This is a genomic window from Phycobacter azelaicus (assembly GCF_014884385.1).
Taxonomy (GTDB): domain Bacteria; phylum Pseudomonadota; class Alphaproteobacteria; order Rhodobacterales; family Rhodobacteraceae; genus Phycobacter; species Phycobacter azelaicus.
Map to the genome: position 1 here is coordinate 1,198,788 of NZ_WKFH01000003.1, position 22,519 is coordinate 1,221,306.

A 22,519-nucleotide genomic window follows, 5' to 3' on the forward strand; every position below is an offset into this window, starting at 1 on the left:
CATAGGAGCTGCCTGCCATGTCTTTGTTTCACCTCGTCTTGGTGGCCCTGATCCAAGGAATTACGGAATTTTTGCCCATTTCCTCCTCCGGTCACCTGATTCTGCTACCGGCCCTGAGTGGGATGGACGATCAAGGACAGGTCATCGACGTTGCCGTCCACGTCGGCACCCTGGCCGCTGTCGTCATGTATTTTTGGCAGGACGTGCGCACAGGTTTGCTGGGGCTACCGCGCCTTCTTGTTGGTCGTGTAGATACCGAGGGCGCCCGCCTGGCCCTTGGCCTGGTCATCGCCACCATCCCCACGGTGATCCTGGGCGCTGTTCTGCATTTCACCGGCCTCAGCGATATGCTGCGCTCCACCGCAGTGATCGGCTGGACAATGCTGATCTTTGGGATCGTCCTTTATGTTGCCGACCAGAGAGGCGCGCAGGTGAAGACGGCCAGCGACTGGGGCCTGCGCGATGCACTGATCATGGGTCTGTGGCAGATGATCGCACTGATCCCGGGTACCTCGCGGTCGGGCATCACCATCACCGGCGCACGGCAGCTTGGTTATACCCGAACCGAAGGCGCACGCATCGCCATGCTGATGTCGATCCCCACCATCCTTGCGTCGGGCATCCTCCTGGGCGCAGAGGTCGCGGTCGAAGCCAATACAGCGCTGATGCGTGACGGGCTGATCGCCGCCAGCTTTGCCTTTGTGTCGGCTCTTGCAGCGCTGAGCCTGATGATGCGCCTTTTGCACTCAGTCAGCTTCACACCTTATGTGATCTATCGGGTGATCCTTGGCGTCATCCTGCTGGTCGTGGCCTACAGCTGAAGCAAGTCATCAGGCGAAAGAAAAAGCGCGGAGCCAATGCCCCGCGCCATTTCAATATCCGTTGCCCTGTTCGGTGTCAGACGTCGCCGCGCAGGTTACGGGCGGAGGCTGTCATTTCGTCATACTGTCCCGAGGGGCGGAATTTCCACAGATAGTCGGACAGCACAGGCCCCATCAGTGTGGGTTCAATTCCAAGATCCGCAAACCCCCTGGCGCCATCGGCCACCACGTTGTCGCGGGAAAGGTTCTTGAGCTGATCGCGGGTCAGCATCTTGTTCTCGATCAGTTGGAAGCTGACAAACTGCAGAATATCAAATCCAAGCGCGATGATACTGGCCACGAAATTCGGCAGCGAGACAACGATACGGCGGCGGTGAATTACCGCCAGCATATCCTGCATCAGCTCTTCGAAAGTTTTGACCTCGGGGCCGCCAAGCTCATAAACGCCCGGCTCGGCCTGGCCCAGCACGCCCGCCACTGCCGCGCGGGCCACATCATCCACATAGACCGGCTGAAAACGGGTGGAGCCGCCAGCAATCGGCAACAACGGCGAGAGGCGAGTCATCCCGGCAAAGCGGTTGAAGAACTGATCTTCGGTGCCAAAAATGATCGAAGGACGCAGGATCACGGCTGCCGGAAATGCCTCTTGCACGGCAGTTTCGCCCGCAGCCTTACTGCGCGCATAGTCGCTATCGCTTTCTGCATCGGCGCCGATGGCCGAGATATGCACCATCTGCTCCACACCCTGCTCGGCGGCGATCCGTGCGACCCGGCCCGCTCCATCAGACTGAACCGCGTCAAAGGTGTTCTTGCCAAGCTCGTTCAATACTCCAACGCAGTTCACCACAGCATCTGCACCCTGCATGACCGCTGCAACAGAGGCATCGTCGCGGATGTTGCAGAAGACCGGCTCGACTTGGCCGGGCACCCCGTAGGGCTTCACATGCATTGCCTCGTTCGGACGACGCACGGCGACGCGCACGCGCCAGCCTTCCTTTGCCATGCGGCGCGCGATGTAACGACCGACAAAACCGGACCCGCCGTAGATCGTAACCAGCTTGGACATCTGTTGGCTCCTGCAATTTGCTCTTGTCCCGATCTACCGGGCCAGAGGCTGTCAAACAAGGCGCAAATCGCTCTTCAACCGGCAGTTTCGTCATAAATCATGGCTTATGGACCAGGCCACACGCCCTTGAAGCGACATCGTCAAATTCTTTTGCCAACCAGATACCACTTTGATCTTGCAGAGGTTCAGTGAGAATCCATTTGACGGGCCGATCACCCATGCGTATACGCCGCTGCACGACACCTGCCCAGGTGGCGGAATTGGTAGACGCGCTAGCTTCAGGTGCTAGTGTCCGTATGGACGTGGAGGTTCGAGTCCTCTCCTGGGCACCATCCCCAAAACACAGACGAGAAATAATCGACCGTGTTGGTCGTCACACCGGCATTCGGCGTGGTCCGGGGGCTGTGGTCGGGCGCTTGCCTGTGCTACGTCTCTGCTGCAATCCGCAGCCATTGCTGCGATCTCAAAGGAGCGCCCCGGATGTCATCCCCCCTATTCGACCTGCCTCAACCTCCCGCGATTCCCGTTATTGGCGAAGAACGCAGTTACCCGATCGGTCGGATTTTTTGCGTTGGGCGCAACTACGCCGCCCATGCCGCCGAAATGGGCAATGAAGTCGATCGCGAAGCGCCGTTCTACTTCACCAAATCCGCCGTCAACGCGGTGCTGAGTGGCGCTTCGGTTCCCTATCCACCGGGGACGGAAGACTACCATCATGAAATGGAGTTGGCCGTGGCCTTGGGCGCTTCCCTGTTCCGGGCAAGTCCGGAACAGGCGCGGGCCGCGGTCTTTGCCTATGGATGCGCGCTCGACATGACCCGGCGGGATCTACAGGGACAGGCGAAGGACAAACGCCGCCCGTGGGATCTGGGAAAAGACCTTGAACAGGGTAGTGTCTTTGCCCCCCTGACCCGCAGCGCAGACTGGGATGGCCCTGACAACAAACGAATCTGGCTCACCGTGGACAATGCGCCGCGTCAGGATGCGAATCTGAATGAAATGATCTGGGCGGTGACGGACATACTTTGCCATCTGTCAGGTTATTATCATCTGCGTCCGGGAGACATAATCATGACCGGCACTCCGGCTGGAGTTGGTCCGGTCACGGCCGGACAGGTGATTGAAGGGGGAATCGACGGCCTTTCGCCAGTCAAGCTCACCCTGTTGCCAGCTCAAAAGGCCACAGAGTAACTGCCCGCGTTGCCAAAGGTTCGATATCGTCAAGAAGATGTGCGCTGGGTCCATTCCTGACGCCATCCAACTACGCCTATGACTTACATAAGCGCGCGCAAATCGCACGAGTTAGAATGGGGGACGGTCTAAAATTAGATCACGTGAACCACTCGGCAAGTGGTCTGAAAGGCGTTTTTCGACGCTGAAACGCCAATCAGTGATTGATCTTCACGTAACGAAATGCTGGAATGTATCACGCAGTCCAAGGTTGTGGAAATTTTGTAACATTTCTGCAAACGGTCTGTGGCTGATTTGGGACCAGCCAATTCATGAGTGAAAAATGCATGATCTGCTGTTGATGGTTACAAATGCACCAAATAGCAGAGGGTCGCTAAGGTTTGTTTTGTGAACCGCAGGGGTGTGGACGGGACCAAAGCAGAAAGAAATAGGCAATATATTGCAATATTCTTAGTTGACGGCATTATGTTGCTTGGAAATAGGGTCAAAGGGAGGAATCACATGACCACTCGCAGAAAGATTCTTGGTGCAGCAGGCGCGGCGGCAATTGCCGCGATGTGCGCTACGTCCGCCTTCGCTCAGGAGGTGACGCTGAAGCTTCACCAGTTCCTGCCGGCACAGGCAAATGTGCCGAAGCTGGTCTTGGATGTCTGGGCCGACAACGTTGAGGCCTCCTCGAACGGCCGTATCAAGATCGACCGGTATCCCTCGATGCAGCTGGGCGGTAAGCCGCCAGAGCTTATGGACCAGGCAATCGACGGCGTTGCGGATATCGTCTGGACCGTGGTCGGCTACACGCCGGGCCGCTTCCCTTCGACCGAAGTCTTCGAACTGCCCTTCATGATGACCAATGCGCGCGCCACCTCGCACGCCTATTGGGAAATGTTCGAGCGCCATATGAAGGATACGGAATTCAAGGACGTTCACATCCTCGGCACCTGGGTTCATGGCCCTGGCATGATCCACACCACCGACCCGGTTGAAACCGCAGACGACCTGCAGGGCATGAAAATCCGCGGCGGCTCCCGCTCAGTCAACGCACTGCTGACCCAGCTGGGCGCGACCCCGGTTGGTATGCCTGTTCCCGCCATCCCGGAAGGTCTGTCCAAAGGCGTGATCGACGGCACCACCATTCCGTGGGAAGTCACCACCGCCCTGAAGGTTCCGGAGCTGGTCGAAAACCACACCGAGTTCACCGGCAAGGCGCTTTACACCCTGACCTTCGTTCTGGCTATGAACAAAGAGAAGTATGAGAGCCTGCCCGACGACCTGAAGAAAGCCATCGACGACAACTCGGGTCTCGAATTCTCGGTTTTCGCCGGCGGCACCCAGGCCGACTCGGATGATCCGGCCCGTGAATTCGCGCTGGACAACGGCAACAACGTGATCACTCTCAGCCAGGAGCAGACCGACGAATGGCGCGCACTGGCACAGCCGATCTACAACGACTGGCTGGCTGACATGGCGGAAAAAGGTATCGACGGACAGGCACTGCTTGAAGAAGCAACCTACCTGATCGAAAAATACACTCCGCAATACGTGAAGTAAGCGATAGCATAGCCAAAGGGCCGCAGCGCACTTGTGCCGCGGCCCTTTGTGTACTCAGAAAGAGGTAAACACCATGCATAAGCTCATGATGGGGTTGGCCAGAAAGATGGCCATTCTGGGCGGTATGGTCCTGGTTCTCCTGATCCTCCTGACCTGCCTGTCTATCATCGGTCGTCTGCTGAACGGCGTTCTGCACGGAGACTTCATGCAAGGACTGGCGCCGGATCTGTCGAACTGGCTGATCAACTACATCGGGCCAATCAACGGTGATTTTGAAATGGTTGAAGCTGGGGTCGCGTTTGCGATCTTCGCCTTCATTCCCCTGTGCCAGATTACCTCGGGACATGCCTCGGTCGATGTGGTGGCCAACGCGTTCCCGCGCAAGGTCAACAGGTTCCTGCGCATGGTGATTGCCATCCTGTTTGCCGGTGTTCTGGGGCTGATCACGGTCAAGCTCGCCGACGGGATGATCGGAAAATACCACAATGGCGAAACCTCGTTCTTGCTCGAGTTTCCGACCTGGTGGGCCTATGCCGCCAGCCTGTTCGGCGCAACCATGGCCGCCATTGTTGGAATCTACATGGCCATCGTGCGCACAACTGAATTTATGACCGGCCGCATCCAGGTGTGGGACGGTGTGGAGGGTGAGCAGTGACAGCTCTTGAAATCGGAATAACCTCGTTCCCCATCCTGATGGTTCTGATCTTCCTGCGGGTCCCGATCGGGTTGTCAATGTTCCTGGTTGGTCTTGTCGGGCTGATTTTGGTCACTGGAGGCACCCAGGTCGCCTTTGGTCGGTTGAAAAGCGAAACCTATTCGACCTTCTCATCCTATTCACTGACCATCGTGCCGATGTTCCTTTTGATGGGGCATTTCGCCACGCTCGGCGGTATGTCCTCGGCCCTATTCAAAGCCGCAGCCGGCTTTTTGGGGCACCGAAAAGGCGGTGTCGCCATGGCCTCGATCGGGGCCTGCGCCGGCTTTGGCGCGATCTGCGGTTCCTCGCTGGCAACGGCAGCGACCATGGGCCGTGTCGCCCTGCCCGAACTGCGCGCCTATGGCTACGCGGGCGGCTTTTCCACAGCGACCCTTGCCGCAGGCGGCACCCTTGGCATCCTCATACCGCCCTCGGTGGTGCTGGTGATCTATGCGATCCTGACCGAACAGAACATCGCCAAGCTGTTCCTGGCCGCCTTTATTCCCGGCATTCTGGCTGCCATCGGATATGTCGTTGCCATTTCGATCTATGTGCGCATGTTCCCTGACAGCGCAGGAACCCGCCCCGCAATTCCATGGAGCGAAAGGTTTGAGAACCTGGTCAAGGTCTGGCCTGTTCTTCTTGTCTTTGCCCTGGTGGTTGGCGGTATCTATGCGGGCTGGTTCACCCCGACAGAAGGGGCCGCCGTAGGTGCGTTCGGCACCGGTTTCATCGCCTGGGTGAATGGCGGTTTGAATCGGGACACTCTGGTCGAAAGCTTCCTTGTCACGGCACGCTCCACCGCAATGATCTTTTTCATTGTTCTGGGCGCTGGTTTCTATAACGGCTTTCTTGCGCTTACACAGGTCCCTCAGGAGCTGGCAGATTTCGTCGTTAGCCAGGGCCTTAGCCCGTGGGTGGTGCTGGCCCTGATCCTGGCCTTCTACCTGCTGTTCGGCTGCCTGATGGATAGCCTGTCTATGATCCTGCTGACGATCCCGATCTTCTTCCCGGTGATCTCCGCGATGGATTTCGGCCTGTTGTCCTTGCCCGCCATGCAGGCCGACGCCGCGATGGAGGTTCTGCGCAACGGCGTTCCCGAAGGCATGGGCGCCGAAATGCTGGCCTCGATCCAGGAGGCCATCGCAAGCGGCATGGAGCTGACGCGCGAACAGATGAAGGAACTGGGCATTCGCGTCACCGAAGGCCGCGTGAACCGGATCGAAGCAGAATATGTCGCCATCTGGTTCGGCATTCTGGTGCTGATCGTGGTCGAAGTGGGCCTCATCACCCCGCCGGTGGGGATGAACCTCTTCATCATCAACGCAATGGACCGCACCACCAAGATGGTCGATACCTACAAGGCCGTGATGTTCTTTGTCGCCTCCGACATCATCCGGGTGATCATCCTTGTGGCCTTCCCGATTATCACCCTTTTGCCGCTGATGTGGCTGCACTAACAACCGCATCAGAATCAACACACAGAAAAGGCCCCTGTCAGACATCTGGCGGGGGCTTCTTTGCGTCTTTGCCTTCCAAACGGGGCCATCGTCCTGACAGTGCACCGCAGTGAAGCGGGCCGTTCGGTCGATTTATGCACAATAATGCATTTATCTTGCGCAATATGTTGCATTATTCTGCGACCAGTGCATTAATCTGCCTCATGAACACCACTGCGCCGCCGGGGAGGGCTGCGCAGGTCCGCTGGCCTCACCGGCCCGCAGGACGGACAAGGGAGGAGCAAGGATGATACCCAGCGGCAATGCGGCGGAATATTTTGTGGACCGCCACCGGGCTGAGCGCCCGGACAAACCTGCGTTCAAGGAGGCCGCCGGGGCCAAGCGGCAGATCACCTACGGCGCCCTCGCGGAGGCAACGGACCGTGTTGCGGGCGCGTTTCGCCGCGCCGGGATTGCACGAGAGACTCGCGCCGCGATGCTGGTGCTCGATCAGATCGAATTCCCACAGATCTTCTGGGGTGCGCTCAAGGCGGGTGTGGTGCCCGTGCCATTGAACACCCTGCTTGCGACCTCGGTCTATGAAGTCATCCTAAAAGACAGCCGCGCGACCATCCTTTTTGTCAGCGCCGAACTCTGGGACGTGGTGCATCCCGCAACAAGCGCCTGCCCAGACCTTCGGAAAATCGTGGTTATTGGCGGTGACACCCCCGAGGACTGCATACGCTACGACGACTTCCTTGCAGGAGCCGAGCCACAGCCAGCTATCGACTGCTGCCCCGATGAGACCGCCTTTTGGCTCTATTCTTCGGGCTCTACCGGGCAGCCAAAAGGCGTGCGTCATGTCCACGGCGCTCTGGCCGCGACGGCAGAAACCTACGGCGACAAGGTGCTGCAGATCGCTGAAGACGACGTGGTGTTCTCCGCCGCAAAACTCTTTTTTGCCTATGGTCTTGGCAACGGGATGACCTTCCCAATGGCAGTTGGAGCGACGACCATCCTGTTCAATGGACGCCCCACTCCAGACGTCGTCCTGTCGATCCTCGACGAGCAAAAGCCCACCATCTATTGCGGCGTACCGACCCTTTACGCGGCAACCGTCGCGGCCCTGGAAACCGCAAAGAAACCGGATGCGCCCCTGCGCCGCTGCATTTCTGCGGGCGAAGCATTGCCCGAAGAGGTTGGCCGCAAGTGGGAGCAGATCTGGGGCGTAGAGATCCTTGATGGTGTCGGCTCGACCGAGATGTTGCACATCTTCCTGTCCAATACGCCTGGTGACGTGGTCTATGGCACCTCCGGTGTTGCGGTGCCGGGCTACGAGCTGCGCCTTGTGGATGAGGATGGCAACGAGGTGACAGAGCAGGGCGGAATTGGCGAGCTTCTGGTGCGTGGCGCCTCAGCGGCCGAAGGCTACTGGAACCAGCGGGGCAAAAGCCGGGGCACCTTCGAGGGCGAATGGACCCGCACTGGCGACAAATACGAACGTGGCGACGGCGGTCGTCTCATCTACTGTGGCCGAACAGACGACATGTTCAAGGTCTCCGGCATCTGGCTTTCGCCCTTCGAGGTTGAGCAGGCACTGGTTTCGCACCCTGCCGTGCTCGAAGCTGCGGTGGTGCCTGCCCGCGATGACGACGGTCTCGAGAAACCCAAGGCATATATCGTTCTGAAGGAAGGCACCGGAAACGACGCGCTTGCAAATGAACTTCAGGGATTTGTGAAAGAGAAAATCGGCAAGTGGAAATACCCGCGCTGGATCGTCTTTGCCGAGGATCTGCCCAAGACGGCAACCGGCAAGATCCAGCGTTTCAAACTGCGAAAGGAAGCATGATGGCTTTTGAATGGGGCTCTAGCGGTACAATCGATGCAGGCGGTGCCACTCTGGAATGCGCAAGCTATGGACCGGCACCTGACAAGGCGCCGACACTGGTTCTGTTGCATGAAGGGCTGGGCTGCGTCGCCTTGTGGCGGGATTTCCCGGAAAAACTGGCAGCGGCGACCCGCTGGGGCGTCTTTGTCTATTCGCGCCAGGGCTATGGGCAGTCCGATCCGGTGAGCCTGCCCCGCCCGCTTGATTTCATGACGCGCGAAGCCAAGGATGTGCTGCCAGGGCTGCTCGATACCATCGGGCTCGAACATGGCGTTCTTTTGGGCCACAGCGACGGCGCCACCATCGCGGCGATCTATGGCGGCAGCGTGATTGATCACCGGGTGCGCGGTCTGATCCTGATGGCGCCGCATTTCTTCACCGAAGCCGGTGGCCTCGCCGAAATCGCCAAGGCGAAAGAGGCCTATGACAGCGGTGATCTGAAGGAAAAACTGGGGAAATACCACAGGGATCCCGACGGCGCCTTCCGCGGCTGGAACGATGTCTGGCTGGACGACGGGTTCCGGGATTGGGACGTTGCGGATGTCATCGATTACCTGCGCATTCCCGTGCTGGCGATCCAGGGCCGCGAAGATCAATACGGCAGCCTCGCCCAGGTCGAGGTGATCGAGGAGCGCACCTATTGTCCCTGCGATATGCTGGTGCTTGATGACTGCAAGCACAGCCCGCATCAGGACCAGCCCGACCAAGTGATCGCGGCGGTAGCGGAGTTTACCAGCCGTTTGGCGCGGATCGAAGCCGCCGAGGTCGAGATCGCCTGACATGGCCCTCTTTCCGGATCCCCCCCATGCCCACATTCCGGGAAAGACGCCACGGCATCCGGAAGGCACATTTGATGCTCTGTGTGAAACAGCCAGACCTGAACAGCCCTGCGGGGCTGTTTTCGCGTCGGATGCGTGGCGCGCGGGACTGCAATTCCTGGAGACGAAATACTTTTGGGAGGCCCATGAGGTCTGGGAGGCGGTCTGGATGGCCTTGCCCGAAGGCTCGGAGGAAAAACGCCTTGTTCAGGGGATGATCCAACTTGCCAATGCCGAACTGAAGCATCGGATGCAGCGACCGCGTGCTGTTATGCGGCTATGTGACATCTGCCTTCGCCATCTGCATGACCTGCCGCAGGCGATATGGAGTCAGGCAGAGTTACAAGAGCCGAAGATTCGACACCGGATCTCCGAGCTACAGAAATCAGATGCAGAACACTCGAATTGTGCAATATAATGCATTTCTTCGACCCGAACTTGTCGATTTCCACCAGATTTCCTGCATTATTATACCAATATTGGGCATTATTATGCATCTTTTTCTTTGCCACATGAAAAAGGTGCGGTAAGTTGCAAGTAATAGAACTCAGGAGCGCGATATGTCCCAGGCGATCGATTTTCAGACCGACCCTTCCAAGTACCGTCACTGGAGGGTGGAATATGATGGGCCCATCGCCAATCTCTACATGGACGTGGACGAAGACGGCGGTCTGTTCGACGGCTACCAGCTGAAGCTCAACTCCTATGACTTGGGCGTCGATATCGAACTGGCCGACATCGTGCAGCGGATGCGCTTTGAACACCCCGAGGTGAAGGTGGTGGTCATGCAGTCCGGCAAGGAAAAGGTCTTCTGCGCGGGCGCCAACATCCGCATGCTGGGCGGCGCCAGCCACGCTCACAAGGTGAACTTCTGTAAATTCACCAATGAGACCCGCAACACATTTGAGGCCGCCGAGGCGGACTCGGGCCAGAAATACATCGCAGCCGTGCAGGGCGCCTGCGCCGGTGGAGGCTACGAGCTGGCGCTGGCCTGCAACTACATCATGCTGACCAACGACAGCACGTCCTCCGTCGCGCTGCCCGAGGTGCCGCTGCTGGCAGTTCTGCCCGGCACCGGTGGTCTGACCCGCGTCACGGATAAACGCAAGGTGCGCCGCGATCTGGCGGATGTCTTCTGCTCGATCGAGGAAGGCGTGAAAGGCCAGCGCGCCGTCGACTGGCGTCTGGTGGACGAGGTGGTGCCGAACTCCAAGTTCGCGGACACCGTGGCCGAGCGTGCCAAAGAGTTTGCCGAAGCCAGTACCAAGGCAGACGGGCTGACCGGCATCACCCTGGGTCCGATTTCGCGCAGCTTTGGTGACAATGCCATCACCTATTCGCTGGTCGAGGTCGAGATCGACCGCGACGGTGGCCGTGCCACCATCACCTTGAAAGGCCCCGACGGCGACGCCCCAGCGGATACAGCAGCGCTGCAGGCCGAGGGCGATCAGACCTACATGCTGCGCCTGGCGCGCGAACTGGACGACGCCATCCTGCATCTGCGCCTGAATGAGCGCGAGGTGGGCACCGTGGTCTTCCAGACCCAAGGCGAAAGCGAAAAACTGCTGGCCCATGAGGCCCTGCTGCTGAACAACCGCGATCACTGGCTGGCAAACGAAATCCTGATGTACTGGAAGCGTCTGCTGAAACGCATCGACATGACTTCGCGTTCGCTGGTGGCAGTGGTCGAACATGGCTCCTGCTTTGCCGGGCCGCTGGCCGAGCTTCTGTGGGCCGTCGATCGCTCCTACATGATGCTGGAAGAGTTCGAAGGCGACAATCGCCCGCTGGCCGCCGTGACCCTGAGCGAGGGAAACTTTGGCACCTACCCGATGGGCAACGACCTGACCCGCCTGCAAACCCGTTTCCTGGGCACGCCTGAGGCGGTCGAGGATCTGCGCGATCACGTGGGTGAGGCACTGGAGGCCGATAAGGCCGAGGAACTGGGCCTCATCACCTATGCCTTTGATGACATCGACTGGGAGGACGAGGTGCGCATCTTCCTGGAGGAACGCGCCAGCTTCAGCCCCGATGCGATGACCGGCATGGAGGCCAACCTGCGCTTTGCCGGCCCCGAGACGATGGAAACCCGTATCTTTGGCCGTCTGACCGCCTGGCAAAACTGGATTTTCCAGCGCCCCAACGCGGTGGGCAGCGACGGTGCATTGCAGCGCTACGGCACCGGCCAGCGCGGCGAATACAACATGGAACGCGTGTAACCCAAGATTTTCAGCGGATGGCCAATGCGGCGCCGCACGACGGAGGAACGAAATGCTTGATCTCATCAATGTCAGCTACGACACCCAGATCCCCAACAACGTTGGCCTGTCCAGCGACAAGAAAGTTCTGAAAGCGCTGGAAAAATGGCACCCCGGTTACATCAACTGGTGGAACGACCTGATCCCGCAGAACTTTCAGGAATCCATGGTCTACCTGCGCACCGCCGTGTCGGTGGATCCCAAAGGCTGGGCCAAGTTCGACTATGTGAAGATGCCTGAATACCGCTGGGGCGTGCTGCTTGCGCCGCAGGTCGAAGGCCGCACCATTCCCATGGGCGAACACTATGGCGAGCCCGCCTGGCAAGAAGTTCCCGGCGAATACCGCAACATGCTGAAGCGCCTGATCGTGATCCAGGGCGATACCGAGCCGGGATCGGTCGAGCAGCAGCGCTTCCTGGGCCTGACCGCGCCCTCGCTTTACGACATGCGCAACCTGTTCCAGGTGAACGTCGAGGAAGGCCGCCACCTCTGGGCGATGGTCTACCTGCTGCAGAAATACTTTGGCCGCGATGGCCGCGAAGAGGCAAACGATCTTCTGATCCGCTCTTCCGGTTCCGAAGAGGCGCCACGCATGCTGGGTGCCTTCAACGAGGAAACGCCGGACTGGCTGTCGTTCTTCATGTTCACCTATTTCACCGACCGCGACGGCAAGATGCAGCTGGAAAGCCTGGCGCAATCCGGTTTCGATCCGCTGTCGCGCACCTGCCGCTTCATGCTGACCGAAGAGGCGCACCACATGTTCGTCGGTGAAACCGGGGTGGGCCGCACCATCCAGGCCACCTGCGAGGCGATGAAGAAGGCCGGGATCACCGATCCCTATGACATCAACAAGATCCGTGATCTGGGCGTGATCGACCTGCCGACCATCCAGAAAAAGCTGAACCTGCACTACACGCTGTCGCTGGATCTCTTCGGCCAGGAAGTCTCCACCAACGCCGCCAATGCCTTCAACGCGGGCATCAAGGGTCGCTACATGGAGATGCGCCTGAAAGACGACCACAAGCTGACCAACGATACCTACAACGTGCTGGATCTGGAAGGCGACACGATCGTCGAACGCGAAGTTCCCGCCCTGACCGCGATCAACATGCGCCTGCGCGACGATTACGTCAAAGACGCGGCCGGGGGCGTTGGCCGCTGGAACAAGATAATCGAAAAGTACGGGATCGAGTTCGAGATGAAGCTGCCCCACCAGGCCTTCAACCGCAAGATCGGCGTCTTTGCCAACAAGAACTTCGACCCCGAAGGCAACCACGTTTCGGGCGCCGAATACGACAAGGGCATTCAGGAGTGGCTGCCGACCCACGCGGATGGCGATTTCATCCAGTCGCTGATGAAACCGGTCTACGAGCCCGGCCAATACGCCAGCTGGATCGCACCGCCAAAGGTTGGCATCGACAACAAGCCGGGCGATTTCGAATACGTCAAACTGCACATGGCCTGATCCAAAGGCCGATGAGAGCTTAACCCTCTCTTTCCCGGCGCCTGTCACACTGACCGATAGGCGCCGGGCATCCAGACCGGAGCACTACCCAGCCGGATTTATCCCAGCCAGACCGGAGGATCACGAAATGGACATCACCCGCAGCCAAGCTGAAACGCCAAATGCCGACCGTGTGTCGGTTCAGATCAACGGCCTCAAAGGGCCCTGCGTGGGCTGTTCCGATTGCGTGGGCATGTGCCGCGCACTGATCGATGCGCTGACCGTCCCCGATGCGATCCTCAAGAAAGCACCGAGAAGCTGAATGACCCACGCCCCAATCGCGCCCTCAAAACAGCACCTGATCGATCCCGAGATCTGCATCCGCTGCTACACCTGCGAAATGACCTGCCCGGAGGAGGCCATCATTCATGACGACATGAACGTCGTCGTCGATGCCGAGAAATGCAATTTTTGCATGGACTGCATCCCGGTCTGCCCGACAGGCTCGATCGACGAATGGCGGGTGGTGAACACCCCCTATTCGGTGGAGGAACAGTTCGAATGGATGGAACTGCCCGAACAGGAAGAGATCTCCGGCGGCGATGCGGCCGAAGGCAATGTGGAGGCCATGGATGACGCGGTCGCCGCTCTCTTGGCTGATGCCCACGCCGGTGCAGGCGGCAAGGCGGTGGCCCCCGCCAGCGCCAGCAAGCCCGTCATCAACATGTACACCCCCGGCAAGCCTGCCACGCTCAAGGTGCAGGGCAACTACCGGCTGACCGACAAGGACAGCGACAGCGATGTGCGCCACATCATCCTTGACCCGGCAGGCCTGCCCTTTCCGGTGCTTGAAGGGCAAAGCATCGGCATTATCCCCCCGGGTACTGATGCAGACGGCAAGCCTCACCTGCCCCGGCTTTATTCTGTCTCCAGCCCCCGCGACGGGGAGCGGCCCGGCTATCACAACATCTCGCTCACCGTGAAACGCGAAGATCAGGGCTTGTGTTCCAACTACGTCTGCGATCTGAACGCGGGCGACGAAGTTCAGGTGACCGGTCCCTTCGGCGCCACCTTCCTGCTGCCCTCGGATCCGACTGCGGACATCATGATGATCTGCACCGGCACCGGATCGGCCCCGTTCCGCGCCTTTACGATGCGCCGCCTGCGCGAAGCGCCTCATGAGACCGGCAAGATGACTCTGGTCTTCGGTGCCCGCCGTCCGGGTGAGCTGCCATACTTTGGCCCGCTCAAGAAGGTACCTGATGACTTCATGGCAAAGCATTTTGCCTTTTCCCGGCAGGAAGATGCGCCCAAACAATATGTTCAGGATCGTCTGCGCGAAGAGGCGGACCGAGTGGCTGATCTGATGAAAAGCCCTGCAGGCCATATCTACATCTGCGGCCTCAAGGCGATGGAGCAAGGCGTCGAGGAAGCCTTGCGCGACATCGCCAGGGCCAATGGTTTGAACTGGGCAGAATTGCGGGATACGATGCGCGCTGATGGACGGTATCACGTCGAAACCTATTGAGCCGCAGGATAAATCCCGGATGACAGATCAGACCACCCCCGCCGGATCCGATGCCGGACAGGACATCTTCGTTCATGAAATTCGAGTCGGCTGGGGGGACTGCGATCCTGCCAAGATCGCCTATACGGGCCGACTGCCTGCCTTTGCGCTGGAAGCAATCGACGCATGGTGGGAGCATAACCTCGATGGCGACGGCTGGTACCAGATGGAGCTTGACCGGGGCACCGGCACGCCATTTGTCAATATGAGCATCGATTTCCGCTCTCCTGTCACGCCGCGCCACCGTCTGATGTGCGAGGTCTGGCCGTGCAAGCTGGGCACCAAATCGATCACCTTCCGGGTCGATGCGCGTCAGGATGGGGTGTTGTGCTTTGAAGGTACCTTTACCTGCGTCTTTATCGATCCTGCCAATTTCACCTCAAAGGCCGCGCCAGATGACTATCGCGCGGTGATCGAGCCCCGGTTGCGTCCTGCCTAAGGGGCGCCTGCGCGTCTGACGCGGGGTTCCGCAAGATAATGCATGGATAAGCCCGAACCTTGCGGGTTTTCATTTGAACCAGATGCGCCAGCGCCTTAGGTTTGTGCATTATGTTTCACAAAGCGGCATCGAATGAGTGAGATCACCAACTTCCGGGGCGAGACACGCCCGGTACAAACTGCTGGCGAAATTGACCATGCGGTGCCGACGCTGATTGCGCGGGTTGGTGAACGCGTGCGCAAGGCGCGTGAACGCAAAGGTATTCCGCGCCGGGTGCTGTCGGATCGCTCGGGCGTGTCACCGCGTTATCTCGCCCAGCTTGAAGCGGGTGAAGGCAATATCTCCATCGGGCTTTTGCAGCGGGTTGCAGTGGCGCTGGATCACCGGATCGAGTGGCTTATTGGGGAGGAAGACCCCTGGACATCGGAGGCGCTGCGGGTTGCAGATCTCTATCGCGGGGCAACCAGTGCAACGCAGCAAGCGGTGCTGAATCTTCTGGCCCCCGAGCCCCCTGAAACCCAACGTGCGGGCCGGGTTTGCCTTGTGGGCCTGCGCGGCGCCGGGAAGTCTACCCTTGGCGCCATGGCAGGACAGACTCTGGGTATTCCCTTTGTCGAACTCAACAGCGAGATCGAAAGCCAGTCGGGCATGCCCGTGTCCGAACTGATGGCTCTCTACGGGCAGGAAGGCTACCGCCAGCTGGAGGCGCAAGCGATCAATCGCATCATCGCGACCCACGACAGCCTGATCCTGGCAGTGGCCGGTGGCATCGTGGCCGAGCCTGAGACCTACGCCAACGTTCTAGCCCATTTTCACACCATCTGGGTCAAGGCCCGCCCGGATGAGCACATGGCCCGCGTGCGCGCACAAGGGGACGAACGCCCGATGGCTGGAAACCCCGAGGCGATGGAACAGCTACGGTCGATCCTGACCAGCCGCGAAGCGCTTTATGGACGCGCCCTGGCGCAGCTTGACACTTCGGGTCAGACGGTCGAGCAGTCCTGCGATAGCCTGATCGCGATGATCAAAGAGCGCGGTTTTACTGGCCAGCCCGGCCTATAGCGGCTCACGCAGCCAACTATCGGCAAAAACAACTTCACTCACACCTACAAAACGCGCGACCCGATCCAGTTCCGCCTCAAGCCGCTGGATGCGACGCGGCGACCACGCTACACCCCGTTCGGGCCAGACAGCGGTGACATTCAGCCGATCCGCACTGCGGTCCGCCTTCATGTCGATACGGCCAACCAGTCGTTCTCCTTCCATCAAGGGAAAGACGTAGTAACCATATTTCCGCTTTGGTGCCGGGGTGAAGACTTCAATCCGGTAGTGAAATCCGAACAGCCGCTCGGCCCGCTTTCGATCACGCAAAGCAGGGTCAAACGGGCTCAGCACCCTCATCCGCCCCGGCGCAGGGCCAAGCTCCGCAGCCTGCTGCACCGTTCCCGGACGCGACAGCACTCTGCGCCAGCCACCATCTGCTTGTTCGATCTCGATCTCTTCCAGGGCGCCCGAGTTCACCTGACCCGTCGCCCAGTCCTTCGCCTCCCCCGCCGAGGCGGTATCCCAGAAAGCCGCAATCTCGCCCGAGGTGGCAAATCCAAGCCGATCCAGCGCCGCATTGCAAAGCCAATCCACGGTAGCTTCTGCATTGCAATTCGAAGCGGCGGGATGCAGTTGCTCTTCGATCACTCGCTCGGTCAGATCATAGCGTTTCTGAAATCCCTCGCGCCCCACCACGGTAAGTGCGCCCGACCGCCAGAGGTACTCCAACGCGGTCTTGGAGGGGTGCCAGTCCCACCAACCGCCAGACCCCTTCTTTTCGTCCTTGCCCACATCAGAAGAGCTTACCGGTCCATGGTCGCGGATGTGCTCCAGGACCGCATTGAACCGCTCTTCAAACCCGTCGCGCCTCCAGTTGCGCCAACGTTTTCGCAAAAGGTCCGCATCGCGCTGAAAACGCAGGTGCCAATGGGGATAGAACGCCATGGGGATAACGGCGGCATCATGCGTCCAGTGCTCGAAAAGGGCCCGGTCGCCTTCATAAAGCTGCTTCAAATGGGCAGGTCGATAGCTGGGCCTGCGTGAATAGAGGATTACATCATGGGCACGCGCCACAGTGTTGATGCTGTCGAGCTGAACAAAGCCCAGCCGCCGGATCAGCTCCAACAGATCCGCGCCTTTTGCAGGACCTGACGGTGCCTCCAACAGTCCATGACGATCCAGAAACAGCCGCCGCGCGGCCCGGTTGCCCAGCCGCGCGCGCACCAATCAGCGCCGCTTCAGCGTATCACCATAGGTGATCGTCGGAGTGAGGGTCACATGGCGCTCAACCTCGGCCTCGGGATCTTCAAGCTGGGCCGCAATCATCTCGGCCGCCTTGCGCCCGATTTCCTGACGGCAGGCATCCATGGTGGCCAACTTGCGCGGCAGACCCTGCAACAATTCCACGCCGTTGAACCCCGCCAGACCGATCTGACCCGGCACGTCGATCCCCTGTTCCAACAAGTACAACAGACCACCCGCACCGATCATGTCATTGGAATAGTAGAGGAAATCCAGTTCCGGGGAACGCTCCAGCATCTCTGCCGTCATCTCGCGACCCTTGGCGAGCGCCGAGCCGCCGGAATAAAAGGCGCGATCCTCGATCTCGACACCTTCCTTGGCCAGTGCCTCGGTAAAACCTTCAAACCGTTTGCGCGCACGGTGATCCAGCGGCATCTTGGTGCCCATAAAGCCAATGTGACGATAACCCGCTTTCAAGATCGCCTTGGCCATCTCCCGGCCCGCACGGCGGTGAGAGATACCGACCATACCATCCACCGGTTTGCCGTCCGTATCCATGATCTCGACCACCGGGATCCCTGCAGCATTAAGCATCGCTCGCGCCGCTTCCGTATGTTCCAGCCCGGCAATGATCACCCCAGAGGGACGCCAGGAGAGCATCTCGTAAAGAACCTTTTCCTCTTTTTCCGGCTGATAGTCGGTGACACCGACAACCGGCTGCAACTCTGTGTTCTCAAGAACCTTGTTGATGCCAGTCAGCACTTCAGGGAATACCATGTTCGACAGCGACGGGATGATAACCGCAACCAGGTTCACCCTTTTGGAGGCAAGCGCCCCGGCGATCTTGTTGGGCACATAGCCCAGCTCCTTTGCCGCGGTCAGGACCTTGGTGCGGGTCTTTTCCGACACATCCCCACGATTGCGAAGAACCCGGCTGACTGTCATTTCGGACACACCTGTGGCTTCTGAGACGTCACGAAGGGTAAGCGGGCGCTTGTTGTCGGTTGTCACGGGCGTCGGCCTCTTTGAATTTGATCGTCTGATGTTAGCGCAGACGCCGCAGAATACACAATGGGAACTGCAATCGCTCAACGCCTCTAAAACGCTCAGCAGCTGAGCGCGCCCCATTGTGATGACAGAGACGATTTGCTATCGCGTAAATGCGCGCGGCCCCGTGGCTCAACTGGATAGAGCAGCCCCCTCCTAAGGGGCAGGTTGCAGGTTCGAATCCTGCCGGGGTCGCCAGGGCCTCTCTTCAAGTTCAAGACATGACAGATAGCGCCACATCTGCGTAGCTGCACGGCTGGAAACAAAACTCCGGGTCAGCTCAGCAGGCAAATTGCCTGCCGACTGTGCAAGCAGATGTGAAGCCTATTTTCCGGGCTTATCGTTATCGGCGCTGTCCTCAATATGTGATCCGCTGTCAGATCCATCCTCAGTATCAGAAGATGCGCCATTTGCTTCAGCATCTGACGAAGCAGGTTCCGCCTCAACGAGCTCAGCCTCATCCGCGTCCTCGCGCTCTGCAACTGGTGTACTGCGCAAGAGCGGCAGCATGTGTGCACCCGTCGCGCTCGCAATTTCAGGGGTTTCAGGGCGCCGCCAGCTGAGGGTGTCGAAACTGGTGCAGTTCTCGCAGACCGGCACCCATTCGCTATGGATATGGTTGCATTTGTCACAGACCCACTGCGGGCCGCGCGGCGCGCCAAGGGCGCGGGTCAACCAACCCTGCACAACAGCATCAGACGCACCCTCACCCCGCTCGATCGCGGCCATCAACGTCAGCGCCCGCGCATCTGGGGCACGTTCGGCCAGATCACCCAGGGCGCGGCGCGCCTCTGGAAAATCCTCGGCCACGATGTTGAGTTCGGCCATCACCAGGCGTGTTTCGTCGTCGTGAGGTTTCAGACGCGACAGCTGGCCAAAGCGTTTCACGCGCTCCGCAGCACTTTCTTCCGGGGCAACCTCAGCAAAAGCGTGCGCCAGATCGGGATGCGGCTGCGCCTCCCAGGCCTTCTTCAGAACGCGTACTGCGTTGCGGGTTTTACCCTTGGCGATATAGGCACGGGCAGCCATGGCAGCGGCGGGCACCAGATCGGGCGACAGGCGGTTGGCCTCGATGGCCTGTTCCTGCTGCTCCACCGTCGCGCCCTCTTCGATCACGCCTTTCGAGGCAGAGAGCGCCAGCACCGCATCACGGCGTTTGAAAACATCACGTGGCAAGGTGCCGGTCTTGAGTTTTGTTGCAAGCGTCTTGCGAGCACCCGCCCAATCCTCGGCGCGGGCTTGCAATTGCAACAGCGTATCCTGCACCTCTTCATGCTTGGGGCGCAGGGCAAGCGCCTTTTCGGCCAGTTGGCGGGCCGTATCGGTATCTCCGTCCGACAGTTTCTGTTTCATGATACCACGCACCCCGACAAAGCGCGTGTTCTGATTGCCCAGAAGGCGTTTGTAGGCTTCGGCGGCTTTCTTGGTGTCGCCTGCCATTTCGGCAGCTTGCGCGGTCAGAAGATCGGTCAGCTCAGGCTTGTCGAGGTAGCGCGCCGCGCGCGATGCCTTGGCCAGCGCCAGACGCCCCTCGCCCGAGGCCAGCGCCATCATCCCGTCCGACAGCGCCTGATACCCCTTCGCCTCGCGCCCCTTGTCGAAGTAACGCGACAGGGCGGTTTCATCCCCGTTCAGGAACTTGAGCGTGGCAATCAGCAGCGACAGCAGCTTGAAGAACAGCCAGACCACAAGCACCAGCACGGTCAGAGCCATCACCGATTGCAACGCGCCAAGCGTATATTCGGTGCCAGCAACGGTGATCTGCACCCCGCCTGCGGTTTCCATCAGGATCCCGGCACCCAAGGCCAGAAGCGCGACGATTGCAACAAAGACGAGGATTTTCAGCAATGACCAGAGCATGGCAGGGTCCTTATTTCGCGTTCAGGCTTTGGGACAGTTCATCTGCGGCAGAGAAGGCAGCGACACGAGCGCGGGCGGCGGCCTCCCATTCAGACAGGGCGGCACCTGCCGTTTCGGGCAAGGCCTCAAGCTCTCCCAGCGCGTCAGAGATCTTTCCCGCATCCACCGCTGCGCCCGCACGGGACAGAATGGCATCCGGGTCGTCCCCGTCACGCGGCGCAACCGAACGGGCACCGAGATGTCGCTTGATGTAGTCCATCACGTTGCCGGTGCCTTTCGTCTCTTCGCGCGCTGCGGCAAGAGCCTCGCGGGCCGCGGGAGCAAATGAGTCTCGCAAGGCCGCAAGCGTCGCAACACCCGAATCCGCGGGTGCGGTCAAAGCATCGGGCGCGGTGACATCAAGAGCCTTAAGTTCATCGATCAACGCGGAATACCCACTGCCGCTGTCCAGAGCCGAGCGCATGCGGGCCAGCACGGTCTGGGCGCTGGCGATACGGGCGGCTTCGGCGCTGGCGGCATCCATCTGGCGCGCTTCGGCCATCATGTCTTCGACCTCGGCCCGCTGCGCGGCCAAGCTGTCCTGTAGCATCTTCAACTGAGCATCGACGGCAGCAATGGCTTCAGGGGATCCGGCATCCGCCACCGGACGCTGTTCAAGCGCGGTCAGTCGTTCGGTGATCGCAGCAAGCTGCGCCTCAAGCGCTTCGCTTTGCGGAGCACCCTGCGCAGATGCGGCGGTCAGGTCGGACAGCGTTCCATCAAGCGCGTCTAGCCGCGCATTTAAAGGCGCCAGGTCCGGCAACGTTAGATCCGAGACTTCGGATTGCAACGCGTTCAGATCTGAGCGCAGGGCGGATTGCTCTGCCTCGATCGCGGCCACGTCAACAGTCGGAGACTGCAGACCGGAAGGCAGAACAGAGTGCAACAGACCACCCTGCCCCAGCACAAAACCCACCACGGCTGCCACAGCACCACCCAACAGGGCCGCTCCGAACCCGCCACGTTTTTCCACGACCCGCTCGACCACCTTCTCCGGTTCTGGCTGTTCGGCTGGTTTGGTCTCTGCGTCAGCCTCTGACGTAGCCTCTTCAGATTTTTCGGCTTCGGCTTCGGCTTCGGCTTCGGCTTCGGCTTCGGAAGCCTGAACCTGGGTTTCCTCGGCTATGTCAACCGTTTCAGGCGCGTCTGATTTGGCATCCTCAGAAGGCGTGGCGTCGACGATCTCTGCGTCGGTTACATCATTCGGAGTTTTCTTATCAGCCACGTCGGCCTCCCACTCGATTCCACCGATCCAAAAGCGCGCACGACTCTGTCTGCGCAAATGGTCTAACCCTAGGCGACACTACTGCCCACGCGGCCAGTCCTCAACCCGCGCAAGACAGGCTGCGGCATCACGGACCATCGCGGCCATGGCAATGGCATCCGGCTTGCTACATACCTGCAAGTCCCTGCAATTCAAGGCTTTCAAGGGCTTCGCCACAGCATGACTTAACGCAATCAAATGCAAATTCGACGCATCCGGACATATATCGGCGAAATGCTGCGCTGTCCGGGGCGAAAAAACCGGCACAATCACGGCGTGATGCGAGCTTATTGCGCGCGTTGCAGCTTTGCCAAGCGGCAAGAGACGTTGATCATAAATCGTCTGCCCCCGGCAGGGCAGCCCCGCCGCCGATAGACGCTCGGCCACTTCTCCGCGTGTATTGCGCCCGTGGAGATGCAAAATCGGGACGGGCGGCGACATATTCTTCAGCGCCTCCACCAAGTCATCGGCGGTTTTGCCCATGCATCTGGCCTCCCAACCAGCTTCAAGAGCTTTTTGGGTCGTGCGTTCGCCAACGCAATAGGCAGGCAGATGCAGCGTGACCCGGCCAATCGCAGCATCCACTCCGTTTGCTGAAGAAAATATCAGAGCCTTAACATCTGCGGCGTCAACCTCGCCAGGAACAGAGCGGATTTCCATCAGTGGTGCGTAGATCACATCGACCGATGACCTTGCCTGCTCCGGCAAATCCGCAACAAAGCGCTGCGCCGACGACAACGGTCGTGTCATCAACAGGCCCACGGCCTTTTGGCTTGTCGGATCGCTCACATCACGCTCCCGGGATTGTTTGCCACTGTCATAGGTGGTAGCTGCGGCGCTGACCTGA

The 22,519-nt window shown here is 59.6% G+C and carries 20 protein-coding genes and 2 tRNA genes; 16 read left to right on the plus strand and 6 right to left on the minus strand.

Translation table 11 applies throughout. The features are described 5' to 3' along the window. Positions 1-17: 17 nt before the first annotated feature. Positions 18-821 carry an undecaprenyl-diphosphate phosphatase gene (locus tag INS80_RS06735; protein WP_192964898.1) on the plus strand — a complete coding sequence of 268 codons (804 nt, stop codon included), beginning with the start codon at positions 18-20 and terminating at the stop codon, positions 819-821. Between the two features lie 76 nt (positions 822-897). Here the strand turns inward: INS80_RS06735 and INS80_RS06740 are convergent, their stop codons facing one another. Beyond that, positions 898-1,887 carry a complex I NDUFA9 subunit family protein gene (locus INS80_RS06740; RefSeq protein ID WP_192964899.1) on the minus strand — a complete coding sequence of 330 codons (990 nt, stop codon included), beginning with the start codon at positions 1,885-1,887 and terminating at the stop codon, positions 898-900. 245 nt (positions 1,888-2,132) lie between these two features. Here INS80_RS06740 and INS80_RS06745 point away from each other — a divergent pair. The 14 genes from INS80_RS06745 (at position 2,133) to INS80_RS06810 (ending at position 16,238) form a co-directional block, all read left to right on the plus strand. Beyond that, positions 2,133-2,219: transfer RNA gene (locus INS80_RS06745), tRNA-Leu, on the plus strand. A gap of 148 nt (positions 2,220-2,367) precedes the next feature. Next, positions 2,368-3,078: a fumarylacetoacetate hydrolase family protein gene (locus INS80_RS06750; RefSeq protein ID WP_192964900.1), complete on the plus strand. Its 711-nt coding sequence runs from the start codon at positions 2,368-2,370 to the stop codon at positions 3,076-3,078. A gap of 501 nt (positions 3,079-3,579) precedes the next feature. Beyond that, positions 3,580-4,626 (plus strand): TRAP transporter substrate-binding protein, encoded by a 1,047-nt coding sequence (locus INS80_RS06755; protein WP_192964901.1) that lies wholly within the window; start codon positions 3,580-3,582, stop codon positions 4,624-4,626. Positions 4,627-4,699: 73 nt separating this feature from the next. Then, the gene (locus INS80_RS06760) at positions 4,700-5,281 is read left to right on the plus strand and encodes a TRAP transporter small permease (RefSeq protein WP_192964902.1); all 582 of its coding nucleotides are present in this window, start codon (positions 4,700-4,702) and stop codon (positions 5,279-5,281) included. Beyond that, the gene (locus tag INS80_RS06765) at positions 5,278-6,783 is read left to right on the plus strand and encodes a TRAP transporter large permease (protein WP_192964903.1); all 1,506 of its coding nucleotides are present in this window, start codon (positions 5,278-5,280) and stop codon (positions 6,781-6,783) included. Before INS80_RS06760 ends, INS80_RS06765 begins: the two co-directional genes overlap by 4 nt. 286 nt (positions 6,784-7,069) lie before the next feature. Continuing rightward, on the plus strand, positions 7,070-8,611 hold the full coding sequence (locus tag INS80_RS06770) for a benzoate-CoA ligase family protein (RefSeq protein WP_192964904.1): 1,542 nt from the start codon (positions 7,070-7,072) through the stop codon (positions 8,609-8,611). Continuing rightward, positions 8,611-9,429 (plus strand): alpha/beta fold hydrolase, encoded by an 819-nt coding sequence (locus INS80_RS06775; RefSeq protein WP_192964905.1) that lies wholly within the window; start codon positions 8,611-8,613, stop codon positions 9,427-9,429. The genes INS80_RS06770 and INS80_RS06775 overlap by 1 nt, the downstream gene beginning before the upstream one ends. Position 9,430: 1 nt before the next feature. Further along, positions 9,431-9,886 (plus strand): DUF309 domain-containing protein, encoded by a 456-nt coding sequence (locus tag INS80_RS06780; RefSeq protein ID WP_192964906.1) that lies wholly within the window; start codon positions 9,431-9,433, stop codon positions 9,884-9,886. Between the two features lie 142 nt (positions 9,887-10,028). Further along, entirely contained in the window at positions 10,029-11,687 is a 1,659-nt protein-coding gene (boxC, locus tag INS80_RS06785) for a 2,3-epoxybenzoyl-CoA dihydrolase (RefSeq protein ID WP_192964907.1), read from the plus strand. Between the two features lie 52 nt (positions 11,688-11,739). Continuing rightward, the gene (boxB, locus tag INS80_RS06790) at positions 11,740-13,191 is read left to right on the plus strand and encodes a benzoyl-CoA 2,3-epoxidase subunit BoxB (protein WP_192964908.1); all 1,452 of its coding nucleotides are present in this window, start codon (positions 11,740-11,742) and stop codon (positions 13,189-13,191) included. Between the two features lie 127 nt (positions 13,192-13,318). Next, positions 13,319-13,492 (plus strand): hypothetical protein, encoded by a 174-nt coding sequence (locus INS80_RS06795; protein WP_192964909.1) that lies wholly within the window; start codon positions 13,319-13,321, stop codon positions 13,490-13,492. Then, entirely contained in the window at positions 13,493-14,698 is a 1,206-nt protein-coding gene (gene boxA, locus INS80_RS06800) for a benzoyl-CoA 2,3-epoxidase subunit BoxA (protein ID WP_192964910.1), read from the plus strand. Between the two features lie 19 nt (positions 14,699-14,717). Further along, a complete protein-coding gene (locus tag INS80_RS06805) occupies positions 14,718-15,176 on the plus strand; it encodes an acyl-CoA thioesterase (RefSeq protein WP_192964911.1) in 459 nt (152 codons plus the stop codon). A 132-nt stretch (positions 15,177-15,308) separates the two neighbouring features. Further along, positions 15,309-16,238, plus strand: coding sequence for a helix-turn-helix transcriptional regulator (locus INS80_RS06810; RefSeq protein WP_192964912.1), 930 nt, complete (start codon positions 15,309-15,311; stop codon positions 16,236-16,238). On the opposite strand, the gene INS80_RS06815 is transcribed toward INS80_RS06810, so the two are convergent. Both INS80_RS06815 and INS80_RS06820 read right to left on the minus strand, forming a co-directional pair. Then, a complete protein-coding gene (locus INS80_RS06815; protein WP_192964913.1) occupies positions 16,233-17,447 on the minus strand; it encodes a winged helix-turn-helix domain-containing protein in 1,215 nt (404 codons plus the stop codon). The two genes, INS80_RS06810 and INS80_RS06815, sit on opposite strands and share 6 nt — an antisense overlap. Continuing rightward, positions 17,448-18,473 carry a LacI family DNA-binding transcriptional regulator gene (locus tag INS80_RS06820; RefSeq protein WP_192964914.1) on the minus strand — a complete coding sequence of 342 codons (1,026 nt, stop codon included), beginning with the start codon at positions 18,471-18,473 and terminating at the stop codon, positions 17,448-17,450. A gap of 157 nt (positions 18,474-18,630) precedes the next feature. Here INS80_RS06820 and INS80_RS06825 point away from each other — a divergent pair. Continuing rightward, positions 18,631-18,707: transfer RNA gene (locus INS80_RS06825), tRNA-Arg, on the plus strand. Positions 18,708-18,833: 126 nt separating this feature from the next. Here the strand turns inward: INS80_RS06825 and INS80_RS06830 are convergent. From INS80_RS06830 to INS80_RS06840, 3 genes are all read right to left on the minus strand, one after another. Beyond that, a complete protein-coding gene (locus INS80_RS06830) occupies positions 18,834-20,369 on the minus strand; it encodes a heme biosynthesis protein HemY (protein WP_192964915.1) in 1,536 nt (511 codons plus the stop codon). 10 nt (positions 20,370-20,379) lie between these two features. Then, on the minus strand, positions 20,380-21,633 hold the full coding sequence (locus tag INS80_RS06835) for a COG4223 family protein (protein WP_369411376.1): 1,254 nt from the start codon (positions 21,631-21,633) through the stop codon (positions 20,380-20,382). 78 nt (positions 21,634-21,711) lie between these two features. Beyond that, positions 21,712-22,461: a uroporphyrinogen-III synthase gene (locus INS80_RS06840; RefSeq protein ID WP_369411377.1), complete on the minus strand. Its 750-nt coding sequence runs from the start codon at positions 22,459-22,461 to the stop codon at positions 21,712-21,714. Positions 22,462-22,519 lie beyond the last annotated feature (58 nt).